Below are 22,047 nucleotides of genomic sequence, written 5' to 3' on the forward strand. Positions count from 1 at the left end.
GAGTAACCAATGACAAAACACATACATGGAGGAGACGTTTACAAATACAGGAACTGCCTTGATTTTTCTGCGAATCTGAATCCTCTGGGAACACCGGAAAGTGTGAAAAAGGCTATTTGTGACAGCCTGGATCATATTGCCGAGTATCCGCAGGTGGGTAGTGAGCTTCTCAGAGAAAAAATCGCAGAGTATGAAGGTGTTAAGACAGAAGAAGTGATCTGCGGAAACGGTGCGGCAGAAGTGATCTTTACCCTGTGCCGTGCAGTAAATCCGAAGAAAGCACTGATCCCGGCACCTACATTTGCGGAGTACGGACAGGCACTAGCCAGTACAGGATGTGAGCTGGAATATTACATGCTGACTGAGAATGAGGGATTCGTGCTGGGAGAAGCTTATCTGGATATTCTGCATAAGGGTCTGGATATGGCATTTCTCTGCAATCCCAATAATCCTACAGGCATGCTGATCCCGCACCGTCTTTTAAAAAAGATACTGGAGAAGAGCAGGAAGCTGGGAATCCTTCTTGTTGTAGATGAGTGTTTCCTTGATTTTGTAAAAGAACCGCAGGAATATTCCCTGAAACGGTCGCTTTCCGGATTTAATAATCTTTTTATCCTGAAAGCATTCACAAAAAGGTACGCCATGGCTGGAGTACGTCTGGGTTACGGCCTTTGTTCCAATCGTGTTCTTCTGGATGAGATGGAACGGAATGTTCAGCCCTGGAATGTTTCCACAATGGCACAGGCAGCCGGTATTCAGGCACTTTCAGAAACTGAATATGTGGAAAAAGGACGCCAGCTTGTTTTCAGGGAGTCACAGTGGCTGAAAGAAGAGATGACCCGCATCGGGTATAAGGTATTTCCGTCAGAGGCCAATTATATTTTCTTTAAGGGACCGGAGGAGCTTTTTGATTTCTGTCTGCGAAAGAGAATCGTGATCCGCGACTGCAGCAATTATCCGGGGCTTACAAAAGGTTATTACAGGATCGCTGTAAAGACGCATGAAGAAAATGTAAAACTGATTGAAGTACTTGAGGGAGGTATATTATGGCAAAAGCAATAATGGTACAGGGAACCATGTCCAATGCCGGAAAGAGTCTGCTGGCTGCAGGGCTTTGCAGAATCTTCAGGCAGGACGGATATAAGGTGGCTCCCTTTAAGTCACAGAATATGGCACTGAATTCCTTTATTACGGAAGATGGCCTGGAGATGGGACGTGCACAGGTTATGCAGGCCGAGGCAGCAGGGATCAAACCATCTGTTCTTATGAATCCCATCCTTCTGAAACCTACCAATGATGTAGGCTCTCAGGTGATCGTAAACGGCGAAGTTCTTGGAACTATGAGTGCCAGAGATTATTTCAAATACAAAAAGAAACTTGTTCCGGATGTAATGAAAGCCTACAATGCTCTTGCAGCTGAAAACGATATCATCGTTATCGAAGGCGCAGGAAGTCCGGCTGAGATCAATCTCAAAGATGAGGACATTGTAAATATGGGAATGGCGAAGATGGCCAAGGCACCGGTGCTTCTTGTAGGAGATATTGACAGAGGCGGGGTTTTTGCACAGCTGATCGGTACGGTGGAGCTTCTGGAAGAAGATGAAAAAGCCATGGTCAAGGGTCTCATCATAAACAAATTCCGCGGAGATAAGACCATCCTTGATCCTGGCGTCGAGATGCTGGAAGAGAGAAGTGGCATTCCTGTTGTGGGTGTTGCTCCGTATCTTGATATCCAGGTAGAAGATGAAGATAGCCTGACAGAGCGTTTTGATCGGAAACAGGAAGCTGGTGTGATCGATATTGCGGTGATCCGTACGCCAAGGATTTCCAACTTTACGGATTTCAATCCGTTTGAGAGTATCCCCGGAGTTTCCCTCCGCTATGTAAAACATCCGAGAGATCTTCATTCTCCGGACATGATCATCCTGCCGGGAACAAAGAACACAATGGGCGATCTGATCTGGATGAGGGAAAGCGGTATGGAGGCAGCTGTTCTCAAAGAGGCTTCCAGAGGAAAGCTGATTTTCGGTGTCTGTGGTGGCTACCAGATGCTGGGAGAGACTTTGAGCGATCCTCATGGCGTGGAGAACGGTGGCTCCATGAAGGGTATGGGACTTCTTCCTATGGATACTGTATTTGCAGAGAAGAAAACAAGAACAAGGGTACAGGGACATTTCGGAGAGCTTTCCGGTGTGTTTGCACATCTTTCAGGTGCAGAAGTGGAAGGCTATGAGATTCATATGGGTGAGAGCATCCTGAAAGGGGAAGCTGGTACAGCTACCAGGATCACAGACAGCGTCAGCGGCGAGAAGAAAGAAGAAGGTGCTTTTGCAGGAAATGTCTGCGGAACCTATATCCACGGAGTTTTTGACAAGGAGGAATCAGCTGAAGCCATTATCCGTGTGATCGGTGAGAAAAAAGGCATTGATGTGGAAAATATGACAGGTGTTGACTTTGCGGCATTTAAGGAACAGCAGTATGATATTCTGGCAGCAGAGCTTCGAAAACATATGGATATGAAAAAAATCTATGAGATCCTGGAGAACGGGATCGCGGAGGACGAAGAGAAATGAAAGTAGAGCTTGAAAATGTAAAACCTATGGAGATCGAAAAAAGAAGCTTTGAGATCATCACAGAGGAGCTTGGGGACACACCTCTGATCCCTGGGACAGAACTGATCGTAAAACGCTGCATTCATACAAGTGCAGATTTTGATTATGCAAAAAATCTTTGCTTTTCCGAAGATGCTGTGGAACGAGCACTGGAAGCCATCCGTAATGGGGCGTGCATTGTAACAGACACGCAGATGGCAAAAGCAGGAATCAATAAACGTGCACTTGCAAGATACGGCGGTGAGGTGTTCTGCTTCATGTCTGATGAAGATGTTGCTGCAATGGCGAAAAAGAACGGAACAACAAGAGCTACAGCCAGCATGGATAAAGCAGCATCCATGAATGAAAAGCTGATCTTTGCCATTGGAAATGCACCAACCGCGCTGGTTCGTCTTTATGAGCTGATCGAAGAGGGGAAGATTTCCCCTGAGCTGATCATCGGCGTGCCGGTGGGATTTGTAAATGTTGTACAGTCCAAGGAGCTGATCATGCATGCAGATGTGCCTTACATTGTTGCAAAAGGACGTAAAGGCGGAAGTAACATTGCAGCGTGCATTGTGAACGCACTACTTTATATGATCGATAACAGAAGAGATTGATAACCATAATCTTAAAGATTGTCTGCCACGCTTTTCAGAAGCTGGCAGGCAGGCAGAAAATCATTCACAGGAATGGAAGAACAGGAGAGAACAAGGGTGATATCATTCTCTGTTTCGTTTAAGATTTCCAGGCGCAGCCCCTGTAAGCGGGCTGCCTTTTTTAATTGTTCGCCGGTGGATGAACAGGGGATGGTAAGAGCCAGGCTGGTGCCTGCTGCCCCTGTTATGATCTGGCAGTTTTTTCCAAAAGTATTCTTCACGGCAGCAGTGAGAGCTTTCAGCTTCTGTGCATAAAGGCGGCGAAGTTTCCTTGTCTGGGAAAGCATGTGGCCGTCCCGGATGAATTGACAGAGAGCAATCTGTTCTGCCTTGGAAGCTGTCTGATTATACCGGGCTGCTTTTTTTTCGTATAATTCCCGGAGAGATGGGGGCAGTACCATAAAGCTGACACGAATGGAAGGAAGCAGCAGTCTGGAAAAAGATCCGATATAGATTACATTCTCTCCGCCTGCAAGTCCGAACAGGGATGGAGTTGGCTTCTGGAGATAAACGAATTCGTTTTCGAAATCATCTTCAATGATAAGGTGTCCGTTGGCCTCTGCGTGGCGGATCAGTTCCAGACGTCGTTTCACAGGCATGATCTCACCCCATTTGGTCATATGTGCAGGGGATACGTAGATCACATCGCAGGTTTTGTCACGGTAATGGACGTCGAATCCGTAATCCTCAAAAACTGTGCTGCCCTGGATAAAGGAGGGGGTAGGGAACGAAACGGTCTTACGTTCACGGAGCAGAGGACAGAGGATCTGGAGGAGACTTTGGAGACCGGCACCAACCACAATATCGTCTGGAGAGCAGATCACGTTCCTACGTTCCCGGATGTAGTCGGAGAGAACTTCACGAAAATCCTTTTCTCCCTGAGGCTCTCCGTAGGAAAGCATACGTTCATCCTGGCGGAGTGCACTTTTGATATAGCGCTGCCAGAGGTCGAATCGGAAACTCTCCCTGTCAACGCCGGAGGAGGCGAAATCGTAGATACAGGGAATGATGTTCCGGGGATGTTTTTCCAGTGCATGCGGATGCTGTTTTCTGGCAATATCGGTGACATAGTAACCGCTCTGGGCTCTTGCGATAATGTAGCCGTCTGCGGCAAGCTGGAGATAGGCATTCTCAATGGTGGTGCGGCTTAGCTTAAGTTCCTGGGCACATTTGCGAAGAGATGGCATCTTGCTGCCCGGGGGAAGACGGTTCTCCATGATCAGTTTTTTGTAGTAGTGATACACTTCCAGATAAAGATGTTCTTTTTTATGTTCTGCGGATATATTTAACATAGGTATGGTAATTTCCTTCCAAAAATGATTGCGTAAACCTGATGATATATTCTATAATAATACAGAAAAAAACTCAAGACTGGAGAAGTAAGATGAAGAAAATTGCAGTGATCAATGATCTTTCCGGGCTGGGGAAATGTTCACTTACAGCAGCGATCCCTGTTATCTCGGTGATGGGAGTGCAGGCATGCCCTTTTCCTACCGCTGTTTTAAGTAATCAGACAGGCTACGAAACTTATTTCTGTGAGGATTTTACAGATGATATGGAACCATATATGGAACAGTGGAAGGAACGTGGATTTGTTCCTGACGGTATTTATACAGGGTTTCTTTCCGATGAGAAACAGGCAGATAAGATTCTGAAATTTATGGATATGTTTGCAGCAGAAGATACGCTGATCCTTACAGATCCTGTAATGGGAGATGACGGAGAGGTATATCCGATCTATACGGAAGCATTGAGAAGACGTTTTTGTGAACTTGTGAAACGTTCCTGTGTGATCACGCCTAATCTGACGGAAGCACTGGTCCTTCTTTATGGAAAAGAGAAAATGAAAACAGTCTGGAAAGAATTTCAGACCATCACCGGACAGGAACGGCTGGAGCGAATCGAAGAAACCGGGCGAAAACTTGCAGAAGAATTTTCACTTTCCGCAGTTGTGATCACAGGTGTGGATCAGCAGGAAGAGGGAGATACTGTAAAGATGGGAAATCTTGTTCTGGAGAACGGGAAATGTTCCTGGGTTTTCGCGGAGAAAGCCGGAGGCAGCTATTCAGGTACTGGAGATATTTTTGCATCGATACTCAGTGCAGGCCTGGTAAAGGGATACTCTATGGAGGCCTGTGCGGATATGGCAGTGGACTTTATTTCGGCATCTATCAGGGATGCAGTGAAAGAGGGTACTGACCGTAATGACGGAGTATGTTTTGAACTGCATCTTGGCAGGCTGGTCCGATAGAGAATATTGCAGCTGATTTTTTGATCATGGAACAGAGTATTGTTTATGGGAGGAAATATAATGATTTCAGCAGAAGAACAGAAACAGGTGCTCTTTCTTGTAAGACAGACGAAGGATCTGATCTTAAAAGAGATGAAAAATGAGGAAGTTATGGTGAAAGGTGCGGCCAACTATGTGACGAATGTGGATCTGGCTGTACAGAATTTCCTGAATGAAGAACTGGGAAAAGCTTTTCCGGATATTGCCCTGATCGCAGAGGAGAAGGAGAATACGGGACTTTCCGAAGAGGGAACTTACTGGATCCTGGATCCTATTGACGGAACGGCCAATCTGATCCTGGATTTCCGTATGAGTGCTGTTGCGCTTGGACTTTACGAAAAAGGAGAGATCGTTTTCGGAGCTGTGTTTAATCCGTTTACAGATGAGCTGTTTCATGCAGCGAAGGGTGAGGGAGCATATCTTAACGGTAATGCTATTCATGCTTCTTCCACAGAGCATTTCGGGGATGCTGTGATTTCCTACGGTTCCACGCCATATACGAAATCCGAAGCAAAGAATCTGTTTCCGATTTTCTATAATATCTTTATGAAATGCGGGGATTTCCGCCGGACAGGTTCCGCAGAGCTTGATATGTGCTATGTGGCATGCGGAAGAGAGCATGGTTATCTTGAGCGTGACCTGAAACCCTGGGATTATTCTGCAGGAACCATTATTGTCAGAGAAGCAGGAGGCGTGGTCAGGACCTGGAAAGGCGAAGAACCGGTTTATCTGACGAATGGTGATATCCTTGCCTGTGCACCGCAGTTTGAGGAAATCTTGTTGAAAGAACTTGCATAAATCTTCATGCAGGTAATCAGCAGATATTATTGCATAAATAAATACCGGGATCTGCCGGTCTAAAAAAGAGCTGACCATTAGGCCAGCTCTTCCCATTTCTCATAAAGCTCTTCCAGTTCTTCTGCGATGGCTGCTTTTTCGCGGCTGAGCTTCGTACATTCTGCCACGTTGGTACATATATCCGGGAGAACCATGGTATCATCAATTTCTTTATCTCTTGTTTCCAGCTCTTCAATGCGGGCTTCTACTTTTTTCAGTTCAGCTTCCCGTTTTCGTTTCCTTGACTGTTCCTCCTTCATCTGCTGCCAGGAAAGCTTGTTCTCGGAGACTGCTTTTTCTTCCTGCGGAGCTTCCGGGGTATTGATGTCAGGAGCGTAGGCACTGGTCAGCTCTTCTTTTTTCTCAAGATAATAGTCGTAATCACCGATATAATTTACAACAGCCTGATTGGTCAGTTCCATGATCCTGGTTGCTGTCTGATTGATAAAGTAACGGTCGTGGGATACATACAGCACAGTACCGGTATAGCTTACAAGTGCTTCTTCCAGAATCTCCTTGGAGGCAATATCCAGGTGGTTGGTAGGCTCATCCAGGATCAGGAAGTTGGCTTCTGAGAGCATCAGCTTGGCCAGGGAGACACGACCGCGCTCACCACCGGAAAGAGCGGAGATTTCTTTAAATACGTCATCCCCTGTAAAAAGGAAGGCTGCCAGCATGTTGCGGATCTCAGTCTCTGTAAGCGTCGGGTAAGTATCAGAGATCTCCTGGAAGATCGTCTTATCCATATGCAGAACATGATGTTCCTGATCGTAATATCCGATCTGCACCTTGGAACCAAGGGAAATTTTACCGGCATCTGCTTCCAGAAGACCATTTATGATCTTCAGCATGGTAGTTTTGCCTGTTCCGTTGTTTCCGATCAGTGCCACACGTTCTCCTCGTTTGATGTCAAAGGAAATATCGGAAAACAGCGTCTGTCCGGGAAATGCTTTGGAAAGATCCTCTACATGAAGAACATCATTTCCGCTTAAAACACGTGGTTCCAGGGAGATGCGCATCCGATCCTGGATTTCCAGCGGCTTTTCAATGCGCTGTACACGATCCAGCATCTTCTCGCGGCTCTCTGCACGTTTGATGGATTTTTCGCGGTTAAAAGATTTCAGCTTGGCAATAACTGCTTCCTGATGTTTGATATCTCTCTGCTGGTTCAGATATGCCTTATACAGGGCATCGCGAAGCTGTGCTTTCTTAAGCGCATAGGCAGAGTAGTTGCCACTGAAAACTCGGGTCTCACCAGCTTCGATCTCTACGACCTTGGTGACAACTTTATCAAGAAAGTAACGGTCATGAGATACAATAAATACAGCTCCCGGATAGTTAAGAAGATAAGTCTCCAGCCAGGAAATGCTCTCCATATCCAGATGGTTGGTAGGCTCATCCAGAAGCAGGATGTCCGGTTTGGAGAGAAGCATCTTTCCAAGTGCCACACGTGTTTTCTGGCCTCCGGAAAGCTTCTCAATCTGCTTGTCGTAATCTTCCTCTGTGAAACCAAGACCTTTCAGGACACCGGTGAGCTCACTCTTGTAAGCATAGCCGTTTTCCAACTCAAACTGATGAGTAAGGCGGGTGTAAGTTTCCATCAGGTGATTCAGGTCATCGCCTGTAACATTATTCATTTCCTGCTCCAGATTGCGGATGCGACGTTCCATATCAATGATGTGCTGCTTGGTGGTAAGAAGCTCCTCATAAATGGTGTGGTGGCCGTGAATATCCTGATACTGAGCGAGATAGCCGATATTTTTGTCCTTGGATAGAACTACAGTTCCGGAATCTGCGGAAATCTCCTGCATGATGATCCGAAGAAGCGTAGTCTTGCCTGCACCGTTACATCCAATGAGAGCCGCTTTTTCCCGTTCCTCGATATGGAAAGATGCGTTATTTAAGATAACGTTTTCGCCAAAAGCCTTGCATATATTTTGACATGATAAAATCATAAAAACTGTCCTCCTGTACAAAAGATCCTGCCTCTGCCTTTAGAAGACAGGGAAAATCCTCCACCTATTATAACGGAAACTGCCGGGATTTCAAAGAAAAAATCAATTTTTTAAAAAAATATGAAGAAATTTGTACATAACTCACAAGTTTGATTGACAGGAAAATGTCAATTCGGTATAATTAACCTAGTGTAGGACAAGGAGGGAAACTATCGTGGAGACAAAACAAATCTCGAAAGCGGTGATTAAGCGTCTGCCACGCTATTACCGCTACTTAGGAGAGCTGATGGAAGACAATGTAGAACGAATTTCTTCCAATGAGTTAAGCAAGAAGATGCATACCACAGCTTCCCAGATCCGTCAGGATCTTAATAATTTCGGCGGTTTTGGTCAGCAGGGTTATGGCTATAATGTACATTATCTTTATACGGAGATTGGTAAGATCCTGGGGTTGGATACCGTTCACCCGATGATCATCCTGGGTGCCGGTAATCTGGGACAGGCACTTGCCAACTATGTAGATTTTGAAAAACGTGGATTTAAGCTGGTAGGGATCTTTGACGTAAATCCGGTGCTTGAGGGCATTGCGGTTCGCGGACTTGAGATCCAGATGCTCAGTGAGCTTCCGTTTTTCCTTAGAGAAAACAACGTAGAGATTGCCATTCTCACCCTTCCTAAGAATAAAGCTAAGGAAATGGCAGATATTCTGGTAGAGAACGGGATCAAGGCAATCTGGAATTTTGCACATCTTGATCTTGAGACACCGGATGATGTTATTGTTGAGAACGTACATCTTTCCGAGAGCCTGATGACACTGTCGTACAATCTGAGCAAATACAGGCAGGAGCATGTGGAATAACAGAAGTGGAGTATGAGGCTGCCGGAAACGGCAGCTTTCTCTATGTGAGAGGGGAGGGGCCAGAATGAAGAAACTTGTTACCTGCGGGGAAATGAAGAACCTGGACAGTGCCACGATCCATAAGATCGGTGTGGCATCGGAAGTTCTGATGGAGCGGGCAGCATTAAAAGTAGTAGAGGAAACAGAGAAATACCTGGAAAAGAATGAAAAGATCCTGGTAGTCTGCGGAAACGGAAATAATGGCGGTGACGGGATCGCCATTGCCAGACTGTTTTATCTAAAGGGAATCCGGGCAGAATTTTATATGGTCGGAAACAAGGAAAAAATGACCAGGGAGACGACACTGCAGTACAAGATTGCAACAGGTTATCATGTGCCGGAAGTGAATAACCCGGACTGGAGCGAATATACTACTATAGTAGATGCCGTGTTCGGTGTGGGCCTTGCGCGTCCGATCGAGGGACATTATGCGAAGATCATCCATGAGATGAACAGTGCGCGGGCAAAGAAGATCGCTGTTGACATCCCGTCAGGAGTGAACGGAGATACTGGCCTGGAAATGGGAATTGCCTTCAGTGCCGATCTTACTGTTACATTTGCCTATGTAAAAAGAGGACTTTGTTTTTACCCGGGAAGACTGTATGCAGGAAAGATCGTCATAGCGGATATCGGGATCTATGAGCAGGAAGCTGTAAAGGCATCTGCACGCTGTCTGGAGAGAAAAGATCTTAAGCTGTTTCCGGAGCGTGATCCCGGCGGGAACAAGGGAACTTTTGGGAAAATCCTTTTTATTGCCGGAAGTGAGGGGATGTGCGGGGCTGCTTATTTAAGCGCCAGTGCAGCACTCCGGGCCGGAGCGGGAATGGTGAAGATCCAGACAGTGGAAGAGAACCGGATACCGCTGCAGATCCTTTTGCCGGAGGCCATGGTATGCACCCGGTTTGACGAGGAATCCAATGAACAGCTTCTTTCCTGGTGTGATGTGATCGTAATCGGACCGGGGCTTGGAACCTCGGGGGCCAGCCGTGAGAGAGAACAGTGGTTTCTTACGGCTGCTGCCCGGGAGAAAAAGCCGCTTGTCCTGGATGCAGATGGACTGAACCTATTGGCCATGCATCCGCAGTGGAGGGAATTCCTGGGAGAAAATGTGATCCTGACACCTCACATTGGAGAAATGAGCCGCCTTTGCGGCAAAAGCATCCGGGAGATTCAGGAAAACATTGCCGGAACAGCTGCAGGTTATGCAGGAGAAGCTGGCTGCGTATGTGTCCAGAAAGATGCATGCACAGTAGTTACAGATGGCAGCGGAGATATTTATCTGAATATTTCAGGCAATTCCGGTATGGCAACTGCTGGAAGCGGAGATGTGCTTTCCGGTATTCTGGCAGGTGTGTTATGTATGTATCTGAAAACGGAGGAACAGCCTCCAATGGTTTTAAAGGCCGCGTTAGGTGTTTATCTTCACGGACTTTGCGGCGATCTTGCAGCCGCTGAAAAGGGAAAGCGCAGTATGCTGGCAGGGGATATCATTGAAGCTCTGCCACAGGCTTTAGCGATAGGTGAAGAGGAGTCAAAATTATGAAAAAATACGAGAGAGTCAAGGCTCTGGTATCTCTGGATGCCATTGCCCATAACTTTGAAGAAATGCACAGGAATGTAAAAGAAGGAACCAGGATTATTGCGGTGATCAAAGCGGATGGCTACGGACATGGAGCAAGAGCTATCGCAAAACTGATCCATGATTATGATTATATCTGGGGATTTGCCACAGCTACAGCAGAGGAAGCACTGGAGCTTCGGCATGCCGGAATTACCAAACCGATCCTGATTCTGGGCATTGTTTTTGAGGAATATTATGAGGAGCTTGCTGCCAATGATATCCGGATCACCATTTCCGATTTGAATACTGCAGTGGAGTATGCCAGGGCAGGAGCGCGCATTGGAAAAGATGTACATATTCATTTGGCTCTGGATACCGGAATGACCAGGATCGGCTACGCGGATATTCCGGAGAATGCCGTCAGGATCGAAGAAATTGCAAAGATTCCGAATCTTGTGATCGAGGGAATGTTTACCCATTTTGCAAGAGCAGATGAGTTTGACCGTTCTCCTGCACTTGTGCAGCTTGACCGCTATTTGCGTTTTGCAGATCTTCTGGAAAAAAGAGGCGTGCATATTCCGGTCCGCCACTGCTCCAACAGCGCCGGCATCATCCGTGTTCCGGAAGCCAACCTTAATGTTGTCCGTGCAGGAATCACCATCTATGGCATTTATCCTTCAGAGGAGGTTGAGCGTGACATTGTGAAGCTGATCCCTGCCATGGAACTTAAGAGCCACGTATCCTATGTAAAGAATGTGGAGCGCGGAACTGCGGTAAGTTATGGAGGAACTTTTGTTACAGAACGTTTTACCAGAATGGCCACGATTCCGGTGGGTTACGCAGACGGCTATCCAAGACAGCTATCCAATAAGGGCTGGGTTCTGATACATGGAAAAAAAGCTCCGATCCTTGGCCGTGTATGTATGGATCAGTTTATGGTCGATGTCACAGATATTCCGGAGGTAAAGGCAGGCGATGAGGTGACGCTGATGGGAAGAGACGGAGATGAATTTATCAGTGTGGAGACACTGGGAGATATTTCCGGAAGATTTTCCTATGAGTTTGTCTGTGAGATCAGCAAGCGTGTTCCGAGAGTCTATATAAAAGATGGTAAGGAATGCGGTGAAGAAGAAAGCTTCTTTCAGTGATAAAAGAGATCTGTTTTACTGAGAGGTAAAGCGGGGAAAAATTACCACGCATGTATACACAATGAATTTGTGGAAATACTTATCTGTAAAAAGGACTACGGCTTACAAAGAAAAGCCGGACCAGAATCGGAGTGTGAATTGTGTGGTTATAAAAAGAGGGGATATTTTTTACGCAGATTTAAGGCCTGTGGTGGGAAGTGAGCAGGGTGGCATCCGTCCGGTGCTGATCATTCAGAACGATGTGGGCAACCGGCATAGCCCCACAGTGATCTGCGCAGCCATTACATCTAAAATGAACAAGGCAAAGCTGCCGACACATATTGAGATTGATGCATCTGCTTACGGAATTGAGAAGGATTCCGTGATCCTGCTGGAACAGCTGCGCACCATCGACAAGCGGAGGCTGAAAGATAAGGTGTGCCATCTGGACGGAGCTATGCTGGATAAAGTAAATCATGCACTTGAGATCAGCCTGGAGCTTACGTTTTAACCTGTCCTGGTATTCTGATTCTTGACGAAATCTTCCATAAGTGTTATATTTAATCGAGTTGCAATACGTGATCGGTACTTGTAATAAGACATTGTTCAACGAGAGAACAGTAAAAACGAGGAGAGGAAGATAACATGTCAGGACATTCAAAATTTGCCAATATTAAACATAAGAAAGAGAAAAATGATGCCAAGAAGGGTAAGATCTTCACAGTCATAGGACGTGAGATCGTTATGGCAGTAAAGGCCGGCGGCCCGGATCCTGCAAATAACAGCAAGCTTCGTGATGTCATTGCTAAAGCGAAAGCAAACAACATGCCGAACGATACCATTGACCGTGGAATCAAGAAGGCGGCAGGTGCTGATTCCGCAGACAGCTATGAGAAAGCTGTATATGAGGGCTACGGCCCGAACGGTGTTGCCATCATCGTAGAGACTCTTACAGATAACAAGAACCGTACAGCAGGTAACGTGCGTAACGCATTTACCAAAGGTAACGGAAGCATCGGAACACAGGGATGTGTATCTTTTATGTTCGATCAGAAAGGCCAGATCATCATCGACAAGGAAGAGCTTGAGGATGAGTGCGGTGAGATGGATGCGGACGAGCTTATGATGACAGCACTCGATGCAGGCGCAGAGGACTTCAGCGAGGAAGAGGACAGCTTCGAGATCATCACAGCACCGGATGACTTCAGTGCAGTACGTGAAGCTCTTGAGAAAGCAGGAATTCCGCTTGTAGAAGCACAGATCGCCATGATCCCGCAGACATATGTAGAGCTTACCGACGACCAGGCTATCAAGGATCTCCACAGAACATTGGATCTTCTTGATGAGGATGATGATGTCACTGATGTATGGACAAACTGGGACGAGTGATAAATAAATTGAAAAATTAAGGCTTTAACAGAAAAAACCTCATTTTTATGTACAGGATATTTTAGTATCCTGAAAAACATACAAAATGAGGTTTTTTGTTTTTGGACTTCTGAATAGCAGAGTAATATGGTAAAATAAGTATGATATTAAAAAACGGGAGGAAAAAGATGAAAAGGAGATTTTTGCAGAGATTTCTGGCAGTTTCTCTGTCTGTAGCCGTAGTGGGAACAAGTCTTCCTGCATCAGCGGCAGACTTCACAGATGCAGCAGCCGGAAATACAGTGACAGAAGATTCTTTTGAGGATCAGCATACTGATTCTTCATCTGAAACAGAGGAAGACAGCGGACAGGATTCCGCTCAGATCGTACTTACTCCGGAAGCGGAGGAAGAGGAAACGCCAGAACAGGAAGAATCTGGTACAGGAGAGAATGATCAGGAGGAAAATATTTCGTCGGAAGACAATTCGGATGAGGTGGAAGATCTTACAGACCCGTCCGATTCAGAACTTACAATGGAAGAAGAACCAGAGATAAGTCCTGCGGAAGTACCGGAGGAAATTACAGAAGAATCTTTTGATGAAGGAAATGCTGATGGTGCGCAGGCATCAGAAAAAGATTTTACTTATGATATCCAGTATAATAAAGCTTCGATCAGTGGATATACAGGTACAGCCAAAGAAGTAGAGATTCCGGCTACATTAGGTGGTAAACCTGTAGGATGGGTTTCTGAAAATGCTTTTAAAAATAATACCACACTTGAGAAAGTCACGTTTTCAGCGGAGAAGCTGCAAATCAGTTCCAGGGCTTTTTCCGGTTGTACAGCTTTAAAAGAAGTGGTAATCAAAAAATCTGTCAACTATGTAAACGGAGATGCTTTCTCCGGATGTACAGCATTTACTACCATTACAGTAGGAAAAGAAACTGCATTTCCGATCAGCTCTTACTGGGGGGAGTATGTAAAGGATGTTACGGTAGAAGCTGGTAATACTACACAGGAGGTAAAAGATGGAGTCCTTTTCAACAAAGCAACAAAAAATAACGGAAAGTGTCTTGTATATTATCCACCTGCGAAAGATGCACAGGAATATACAGTTCCCACAGACGTACAAGGGCTGGAGAGACATTCTTTTCTGAATGTAAAAAATCTGAAAAAACTAACTATTAACAGCAAGATCACAGGTGGATGGTTTTATGCGATCCAGAATGCTCCGGTACTGGAAGAACTGATTCTTGGAAAAGATTTTGATTTTTCCAAGAAAACAAATCTGTCAGGGCTTTTTGATGGGAGCGATGCGTTAAAAGTGCTGAATATCCAGGCTGTTGATCCGGGATTTGAAACATTCGGTTTCCATGTGCCGGAGATCAGGATCGGAAAAGATGCAGGTAATCTTGAGAATACAGAGATTTACAATATTGGTACAGAGAAATATACACTGGAAGATGGAAATAAATCATATCAGATCTTAAACGGAGCATTATGTAATAAGAGCGGACTTCTTATTGAATATCCAGTACACAGCTCTGCAACAGAGTTTCAGGTGCCAGATCAGGTAACTGACATCGGAAAAAAAGCCTTTGCCGATGCAAAGTACATTACAAAGGTTACAATGGGAGAGCAGGTGATTTCCATAGGCGACTCCGCTTTTTCGGGCTGTAAAAACCTCGTCTATGCAGACATAAGTCCGAAGCTTCGAACTATTGGAAGCAGAGCTTTTGACGAGTGCAGCAGCCTTGAGGAGATCAGTACAGGAAACCAGGTAGAGTTTATAGGGAATGGTGCTTTTAACGGATGTAGCTCTCTGAAAAACATAACGATCCGCAGCAATGCTGAGAATACAGAAATCGGAATGAGCATACTGGATGGATGCAGCTCCCTGAAAGAGGTTATGCTTGATGTGGCAGGAACTTTTAACCCGGAGATCCTGGGAAGACGGGAGATCATAGACACTGTAAATCTGGGATCAAGGATAAAAGTGGATACTTCAGATCTGACTGATTATATCAGTACTGTTGGCAGTTATCATGTAGACGAACAGAATACAGTAATTAAATCTGTTGATGATATGATCCTTACAAAAGACGGTGGGAAAGTACTGCTTTATGCAGGAGCGAGTGACAGGGAAGAACTGGAGATACCAGATGGCGTGACAGAGATTTCCAGAGGTGCTTTCTGGAATGCAGCTAGTCTCCGTAAGATCACTCTGCCGTCAAGTCTTGAAACTGTGGCAGAATACGCATTCGCAGAATGTTCCAGACTGAAAAATATTGAATTCCCGGAAGGAACCAAGACTATTGGGGCAAATGCTTTTGATAATGAGGTTTCTCTGGTCTATGCGGATATTCCGAAATCTGTCACATCAATTGGAAAAAGGGCATTCAGGAATTGTAAGATCCGAGGATACAAGGGAACAGCAGCAGAAACTTATGCAAAAGAAAATAAGCTGGTCTTTATTGACAAGGAGACTATGGATGAAGATGACAGCCCGGTACCGGGAGATTTTGAATCCAGCGAATGGGATGGTGTGAAGACAGAGGAGGTTAAACCAAAGGGCAGCGTCTATACCATTCAGAATGCAGCACAGCTTGCATGGGTATCCAAGGCAGTTTCAGAAGGAACCTCTTTTGCAGGTGCCAGGGTCAAGCTGGTGGCGGATATTGATCTGGCAGGCTATAACTGGATCCCAATCGGAAATATTGAGAATTCTTTCAGTGGAAGTTTTGATGGACAGAATCATACGATCTATAATCTGAAAACAGATACGACCCTGAACCGGGAATATGGTTTTGGATTGTTTGGATATGTATGGTATGAAAAACCGGAGGAGAATGTCTATATCCGGAACATCAACATTAAAGATGCAGAGCTTTCCTATGGAAATGAACAGGGAATCGTAGCCGGTGTTATCAACTGCTATGCCGGTGTAAATTTTACTTTAAGTAACTGTAATACGACAGGAGTCTTAAGCGGTGGAACCCTGGGAGGTATTGTAGGCCTACTGAAATGTGGAAGACTTGGAAACGATGTTACTGTAAAAAAATGTACATCAAAGGCAGATATCACTACAAATGGAGCCGGCGGCGGTATTATCGGTTCACTTGAGGTTACCGGCAGGGACTGGGTAGATGGAGATGGTGATGTTACAGTAGAAGAATGTAAGTTCTCCGGTGTCACCAGTTCAACGGGAAGATACGGAAAAGTTTCCGGCATTATCAGTTACATCGGTCACAGCAACAATTCAAAAGGCACAGTCCGGGTGAAACGCTGCGTCAACGAAGCCGGGATCAATGGATCTCCATATGTTTCACTTGGTGGAATCGTCAGTCAGATTGATGGCGGACAGAATAATGCCAAAGAGATCATTGAACAGTGCGTCAATAAGAGATATGTTTATGGAGGCTATAATACCGGTGGAATCTGCGGTGCAATTCCGGGAAGCACTACGATTTTCCAGTGCTATAATACCGGTACAATAGGGTATGCGGCTCTTGGCGGTTCCATGGGCGGTATAACCGGAAACAGCAGCGGAATCATTCAGGACTGCTACAATGACGGACAGATTCTCCATACATCTGCAATTGATTACAATGGTGGTATTGCAGGACATAATCATAATGTTATAAAAAACTGCTACAGCATCGGTACATTGCCGGAATCCGGAAATTCCAGTGTGGATGTATCGTTTCCGGGTGCGATTGCCTGTTTTAATAACAAAGAAATCCGTCACTGTTACTATAATCTGGAAGAGATTCCGCAGCAGTGGCTTCTGGCTAAGGCAAACTGCAAGGATGAGCCACGTACAGTGTATACTTCTCCTGATAATAAACGTATCGCGAGCGGTGGTCTTACAACTGTCCAGATGAAAACAGCGGGAAGCTATACAGACTGGGATTTCCAGAATGTGTGGGATATGGATTCTGAGTATGCTTATGGCTATCCGGTACTTACAGCGATCAAGGATCTGATCGACAAGCATCCGGACAACGAGGTACATCACAACAAACATAAGAAACAGGAAATCAAGATCACAGTTACAGGAAGGAAAAAGAAGGGTGATAAAAAAGAGCCTCTTCTGAATGGTGCGAAGGTAAGCATCGGCAGGGAAACTGTTACTACAAATGAAGCTGGTGTGGCAACTATCAAGATGGAAGAGAACGGCACGGATATCCTTGCTGTATCAAAAGACGGCTATACTACATATACAAATACAGAATTTAAATTTCCGAAGAACAGGGAATGCAGAGTAACTCTGATCCCGGCAGGGGAAGTTAATGAGTACAGTCTGGGCTCTGTAATTATGAAGTACAATACCAATGAGTATGAGCTTCTGTCTGAGACGAAGACAATTTCAAGGACAGCCAAAGACACGCAGTTTACGATTCAGGCGAAGCCGGCACTTGCAAATAACAAGATCGACAGATATGAACTGGTTCAGGGAAAGAAGGTTATTGCAAGCAGTACAGATGGTCTTTTTAAAGTGAAAAACGGAGATTTTGCGGAAACAGAAACAACAGATAAAAATGGGAAAGTTACATATAATGATGTGGTGATCCAGACTTGCAGTGACACAAAAATAGAATCAACCACAAAGATCAATCTGAAAGTTGAAGAGGATGTAGATAAGACCCTGAGTTATACTTTTGGCAAGGGCCTGAAGTTTACAATTGGAGAAGATGTTCCTATTTTCGGGGGTTCCAGCTTTTCAATGTCAGGCTTTGATCTGCCGGTGTATTTTGTGACAGAAGCTGCTGAAAATAATGAAAGTATGAAGATCAAGGTTGGCATCAATCTTCTGAAAGCTGATCTTAAGGATCCGGAAAAATCAAAAGCATTAAGTGCTTTTGCCAGTTCCACAGCGGAATCCCTGTCAGATCCACTTGGAAAACGCAAGGATTTTCTGAAAGAATTTTCAAAAAATGTAAATAAGAAAAAAGTAGTCGGAATGGGATCAACAAGCCTTGATCTTAAAGTCTATGGTTATGCCGAAGCAACAGTGCCATATAATAATCAGTTAAGTGGTACATTATGTGTGGAACTCAGTGGAGGCTACAGCGGTGAAGGGCAGGTAGTCGGAACTCCGATCGTATACGCCATTGACTTTACGGGTACGATCACAGGAACTGGAAACATTGTTCTTAATTTTGACAGCAGTGCGAAAAACAGTGCTAAAATCGGAATGAAAGGAGAACTTGAGCTTAGCCTTTATGGAGGTGTGGGAGCCGCTTATCTGATATCCGGTGGATTTTACGGAAGCGGAGGACTTGGCGTATCCGGATCGATCTATCCATTTGAAACTTCCGGATTTGAGAATTTTTATCTTAAAGGAAGCATTGGCGTTCAGGGACGGCTCCTTGGTGCGCAGGTGAAATTCCCAATTTTAAAAGGAACGTATGATATTTATAAACGGGATACATCAACCATACGGAGTGCGAGATCGTCCGGAGAAGTAACAGACGTTCAGGAACTTTTAAGTGATTATGACAGTTACGAAGCTATCAGCCGTGACAGCTACGATGAACAGGAATTCTGGGATGGAAATGCAGTATCCACGCAGGCTTCTTCGGGCGAGCGGACATTGGTATCCAACGGTTATCCGGAGATGGCACCTGCGATGTTTACCTGCGGCAGTGATACAGTTATGGTGTTTTTAAATGATGCCAAAGGCAGGGATACTGCTGATAAATCGGCACTTTATTACTCTGTTTATAATGCGGCTAAGAATACCTGGAGCACTCCGGCACTGGTAGCCGATAATAAGACAGCAGATTTTAATCCGCAGGTGGCAACTGACGGTACTCATGCCTGGGTAGTATGGAACGATGCTTCTTCCAGCCTGAAGGGTGTGGATGGAATTACTGCGATCTCTGCAAAAACAGAAGTTGCAGCAGCTGCATATGACAGTACAACACATAGTTTTAAGGCACAGGAGACACTGACATCCAATAATACTTATGAGATCCAGCCGCAGATAACAGTAGTAAACAGCAATCCGGCGATCACCTGGACAGTAAACAGCAAGGGTGATCTGTGGAGAGCAGAAGGTACTAACAGTATTTATGTTGCGCAGAAATCAGGTTCATCCTGGTCAACAAAGAATCTTGTTTCAGTAAAAGAGAGTATCCAGGGCGATGCGGTAGGTACGATCGGAAGTACTTTATATTATGCTTACAGTACAGGTACGCTGAATCAGGGGTCTGCAAGAAAAGGATATATCGTTGATGTTCAGAGCGGATCCAGGACTTCTCTGGAGGGAGAGCAGATTGAAAATCTTCGTTTTGGAAATATAGGCGGAGAGAATGCACTTCTCTGGACAGATACAGCAGGTACTCTTTATACAAGGGATAAATCCAGCCAGACTGCAGTAAATGCTTTTGAAAACGGCGGAATCACAGGTAATGTGCGTCAGGTTATCAAAGGTGAAAACGGTGATGCAGCAATCCTCTTTACAAAGAACGGAGAAAACTGCGCCAATGCATATGTGATCTACTATGACGGACAGAATAAGAAATGGTCCGGAATCACACAGCTTACAGATGCAGCAGATTATGTGGAACAGATTCAGGGTGCATTTGTAAACGGAAAGCTGGTACTTACTTATAATAAGCGAAAAATCGATATTTCAAAAGAAAATGACAATGGAACCAATAATCTGGTAAGCAAGTGTGTAGATCACGGAAAGACCGAGCTGAAAACAGAAAGTGTCAGCTTTGATACATCGAAAGTAAAAGCAGGAGAATCACTGGATCTTACTGTTTCAGTAAAAAATCAGGGAGATAAGACCTGCACAGGAGAAACTGTCAAGATCCTTAAGGGCAATACAGTGGTTCTGGAAACATCTGCAGATAAGACAATCCTTTCCGGGGAGACGGCAGAGATTCCGGTGAAATTTACACTTCCTGCTGACCTGAAACGTACAGAATACAGGGTTCAGGTGACAGAGAAAGGTTCCGCAGCGAATGTTTCAGACAGTCTGAAGACTTCTGTTGTGATCGGTTCTGCGAACTTCCGTGTACAGACAAAGACTTATAAAAATGAAGATATGTATACTATGGCAGCAACTGTATTTAACAATGGTTACGCTTCAGGTCCGGTGACAGCGATTTTCTATGATCCGCTGAATCCGGAAAAAGTCTACGCACAGCAGACAATGGCAAACCTTGCACCGGATGAAGTATGGAATGTATCACTGGATGTTCTTCCGGAGATGGCTGATGGAAGTCAGATCAAGAAAATCGCAGTCCGCGTGAAAAGTAGCAGTGAGCCGGAAGAAAGCTATTACGACAATACCTCAGAAGAAGCGTTCTACTGGGATAGTGATGAACTTCCGAAACCGACCCCAACTCCAAGTCCGAAGCCGACTGCAAAACCAACAGTAGCACCGAAGCCGACTGCGAAACCGACCGCAGCGCCGAAACCGACTGCAAAACCAACAGCAGCGCCGAAACCGACTGCAAAACCAACAGCAGCGCCGAAGCCGACTGCAAAACCGACCGCAGCGCCGAAACCGACTGCAAAACCAACAGCAGCACCGAGGCCGACTGCAAAACCAACAGCAGCACCGAAGCCGACTGCAAAACCGACTGTAACACCGAAACCAACTGCAACTCCGGTTCCGGATGGTGAAAAGACGGTTGTTACGAAGGATACCTTCAAAAACTGGCCTACAACATCAGCAGATATTGAAGGAAATGTCGGAAAGATAGAAGATGATATCTTAAGCGGAACAACCATATATTCTCTTTATTTCTACGGAGATGCACCGGAAATGGCACCAAATATGTTCCGCGGAAGTGCAGTGACCGCTTATTATCCGGCTAATAATCCTACGTGGACAGAGGATAAACTGCAGAGCTACGGAGGCAGCTGGACAACATGGAATCCATGGGATCCGGAAACAAGAACAGTATATGGTGCAAACCTTAAGAAATATGGCGAACTGAAGCTTCGATACACGACCATGCCATATACCGGAGCTGCACAGAAAATGAAAATTTATGTGCGGGACAAGGCATATTTGGGTGATTTCGGAGACCAGTTCCTGACAGAAAACCAGGATTACAAGGTCACCTGGAAGAACAACATAAATGTAGGAACTGCAACAGTAACAGTAACCGGAATAGCACCGAGATACAGAGGAACTCTGACAGCCACATTTAAGATCGTCCAGGGAAGCAACCGGATCACAGCATCCAATGTCAAAAAAATCCAGAGCACAAAGAAACAGACATTTTCACTTGGTGCAAAAGCACTGGATAAGGCAAAGCTGACTTATAAATCCAATAATAGAAGTGTTACAGTTGACAAGAACGGAAAAGTAACCATTGCGGCGAAATTTGCAGGTGCGGCGACGATCACCATAACATCATCTGCAACCAAAAACTGCAAAACAGCAAAGAAGAACATTACAGTAACAGTAAATCCATCTGGCACATCGCTGACAAAATGCACCAACATTAAAAAAAGAAAAGCAGATATCCGGTGGAAAAAGAACAGCTATGTGACAGGCTATGAAATCCAGTACTGTACAAGTAAAACTTTCAAGAGCGGAGTGAAAAAGAAAGTTATCACAAAATCTTCCACAACGAAATATACAGCTGCAGGACTGGCTTCCAAGAAGACATATTATGTAAGGATCCGAACTTACAAGACAGTAAGAGGAAAGAAATATTACTCTTCCTGGAGCAGGCTGAAAGCAGTGAAGATTACAAAATAAGATGTCAGTGTAATATATATGTTTTGGAT

The 22,047-nt window shown here is 45.1% G+C and carries 13 protein-coding genes; 11 read left to right on the forward strand and 2 right to left on the reverse strand.

Annotated elements, in window-relative coordinates:
- Positions 1-9 precede the first annotated feature (9 nt).
- Genes cobD through HFM85_RS08170 form a run of 3 tightly spaced genes read left to right on the forward strand, consistent with a single transcriptional unit; the run spans position 10 to position 3,211 of the window.
- Positions 10-1,062 (forward strand): threonine-phosphate decarboxylase CobD, encoded by a 1,053-nt coding sequence (gene cobD, locus HFM85_RS08160; RefSeq protein WP_173737755.1) that lies wholly within the window; start codon positions 10-12, stop codon positions 1,060-1,062.
- Entirely contained in the window at positions 1,047-2,573 is a 1,527-nt protein-coding gene (locus HFM85_RS08165; RefSeq protein WP_119238870.1) for a cobyric acid synthase, read from the forward strand. The genes cobD and HFM85_RS08165 overlap by 16 nt, the downstream gene beginning before the upstream one ends.
- The gene (locus tag HFM85_RS08170; protein ID WP_173737756.1) at positions 2,570-3,211 is read left to right on the forward strand and encodes a precorrin-8X methylmutase; all 642 of its coding nucleotides are present in this window, start codon (positions 2,570-2,572) and stop codon (positions 3,209-3,211) included. Before HFM85_RS08165 ends, HFM85_RS08170 begins: the two co-directional genes overlap by 4 nt.
- Positions 3,212-3,222: 11 nt before the next feature.
- Here the strand turns inward: HFM85_RS08170 and pdxR are convergent, their stop codons facing one another.
- Complete coding sequence (gene pdxR / locus HFM85_RS08175; RefSeq protein ID WP_173737757.1) at positions 3,223-4,542, reverse strand: MocR-like pyridoxine biosynthesis transcription factor PdxR; 1,320 nt, start codon at positions 4,540-4,542, stop codon at positions 3,223-3,225.
- A 92-nt stretch (positions 4,543-4,634) separates the two neighbouring features.
- On the opposite strand from pdxR, the gene HFM85_RS08180 reads away from it, so the two are divergent.
- Together HFM85_RS08180 and HFM85_RS08185 are read left to right on the forward strand one after the other, a co-directional pair.
- On the forward strand, positions 4,635-5,501 hold the full coding sequence (locus HFM85_RS08180; RefSeq protein ID WP_173737758.1) for a pyridoxamine kinase: 867 nt from the start codon (positions 4,635-4,637) through the stop codon (positions 5,499-5,501).
- A 60-nt stretch (positions 5,502-5,561) separates the two neighbouring features.
- Positions 5,562-6,338 carry an inositol monophosphatase family protein gene (locus HFM85_RS08185; protein ID WP_173737759.1) on the forward strand — a complete coding sequence of 259 codons (777 nt, stop codon included), beginning with the start codon at positions 5,562-5,564 and terminating at the stop codon, positions 6,336-6,338.
- Between the two features lie 77 nt (positions 6,339-6,415).
- Here HFM85_RS08185 and HFM85_RS08190 read toward each other — a convergent pair whose 3' ends face one another.
- Complete coding sequence (locus HFM85_RS08190; RefSeq protein ID WP_173737760.1) at positions 6,416-8,332, reverse strand: ABC-F family ATP-binding cassette domain-containing protein; 1,917 nt, start codon at positions 8,330-8,332, stop codon at positions 6,416-6,418.
- A gap of 214 nt (positions 8,333-8,546) precedes the next feature.
- Here HFM85_RS08190 and HFM85_RS08195 point away from each other — a divergent pair, with 214 nt between their 5' ends.
- From HFM85_RS08195 to HFM85_RS08220, 6 genes are all read left to right on the forward strand, one after another.
- On the forward strand, positions 8,547-9,191 hold the full coding sequence (locus HFM85_RS08195) for a redox-sensing transcriptional repressor Rex (RefSeq protein ID WP_173737761.1): 645 nt from the start codon (positions 8,547-8,549) through the stop codon (positions 9,189-9,191).
- Positions 9,192-9,255: 64 nt separating this feature from the next.
- Positions 9,256-10,773 carry an NAD(P)H-hydrate dehydratase gene (locus HFM85_RS08200; RefSeq protein WP_173737762.1) on the forward strand — a complete coding sequence of 506 codons (1,518 nt, stop codon included), beginning with the start codon at positions 9,256-9,258 and terminating at the stop codon, positions 10,771-10,773.
- A complete protein-coding gene (gene alr / locus HFM85_RS08205) occupies positions 10,770-11,939 on the forward strand; it encodes an alanine racemase (protein WP_173737763.1) in 1,170 nt (389 codons plus the stop codon). The genes HFM85_RS08200 and alr overlap by 4 nt, the downstream gene beginning before the upstream one ends.
- A gap of 142 nt (positions 11,940-12,081) precedes the next feature.
- Positions 12,082-12,429: a type II toxin-antitoxin system PemK/MazF family toxin gene (locus HFM85_RS08210; RefSeq protein WP_092069144.1), complete on the forward strand. Its 348-nt coding sequence runs from the start codon at positions 12,082-12,084 to the stop codon at positions 12,427-12,429.
- Positions 12,430-12,563: 134 nt separating this feature from the next.
- Entirely contained in the window at positions 12,564-13,307 is a 744-nt protein-coding gene (locus HFM85_RS08215) for a YebC/PmpR family DNA-binding transcriptional regulator (RefSeq protein WP_173737764.1), read from the forward strand.
- Positions 13,308-13,474: 167 nt separating this feature from the next.
- Positions 13,475-22,018, forward strand: coding sequence for a leucine-rich repeat protein (locus HFM85_RS08220; RefSeq protein ID WP_173737765.1), 8,544 nt, complete (start codon positions 13,475-13,477; stop codon positions 22,016-22,018).
- Positions 22,019-22,047 lie beyond the last annotated feature (29 nt).

Source organism: Blautia schinkii (genome assembly GCF_013304825.1).
GTDB classification, from domain to species: Bacteria; Bacillota; Clostridia; order Lachnospirales; family Lachnospiraceae; genus Blautia_A; species Blautia_A schinkii_B.

What these genes read in the sequence shown, in the direction of transcription:
- HFM85_RS08215 (WP_173737764.1), top strand. Translation starts at nt 12,564, where the DNA reads ATGTCAGGACATTCAAAATTTGCCAATATTAAACATAAGAAAGAGAAA.
- HFM85_RS08200 (WP_173737762.1), top strand. Translation starts at nt 9,256, where the DNA reads ATGAAGAAACTTGTTACCTGCGGGGAAATGAAGAACCTGGACAGTGCC.
- HFM85_RS08180 (WP_173737758.1), top strand. Translation starts at nt 4,635, where the DNA reads ATGAAGAAAATTGCAGTGATCAATGATCTTTCCGGGCTGGGGAAATGT.
- cobD (WP_173737755.1), top strand. Translation starts at nt 10, where the DNA reads ATGACAAAACACATACATGGAGGAGACGTTTACAAATACAGGAACTGC.
- HFM85_RS08185 (WP_173737759.1), top strand. Translation starts at nt 5,562, where the DNA reads ATGATTTCAGCAGAAGAACAGAAACAGGTGCTCTTTCTTGTAAGACAG.
- HFM85_RS08165 (WP_119238870.1), top strand. Translation starts at nt 1,047, where the DNA reads ATGGCAAAAGCAATAATGGTACAGGGAACCATGTCCAATGCCGGAAAG.
- alr (WP_173737763.1), top strand. Translation starts at nt 10,770, where the DNA reads ATGAAAAAATACGAGAGAGTCAAGGCTCTGGTATCTCTGGATGCCATT.
- pdxR (WP_173737757.1), bottom strand. Translation starts at nt 4,542, where the DNA reads ATGTTAAATATATCCGCAGAACATAAAAAAGAACATCTTTATCTGGAA.
- HFM85_RS08220 (WP_173737765.1), top strand. Translation starts at nt 13,475, where the DNA reads ATGAAAAGGAGATTTTTGCAGAGATTTCTGGCAGTTTCTCTGTCTGTA.
- HFM85_RS08170 (WP_173737756.1), top strand. Translation starts at nt 2,570, where the DNA reads ATGAAAGTAGAGCTTGAAAATGTAAAACCTATGGAGATCGAAAAAAGA.
- HFM85_RS08190 (WP_173737760.1), bottom strand. Translation starts at nt 8,332, where the DNA reads ATGATTTTATCATGTCAAAATATATGCAAGGCTTTTGGCGAAAACGTT.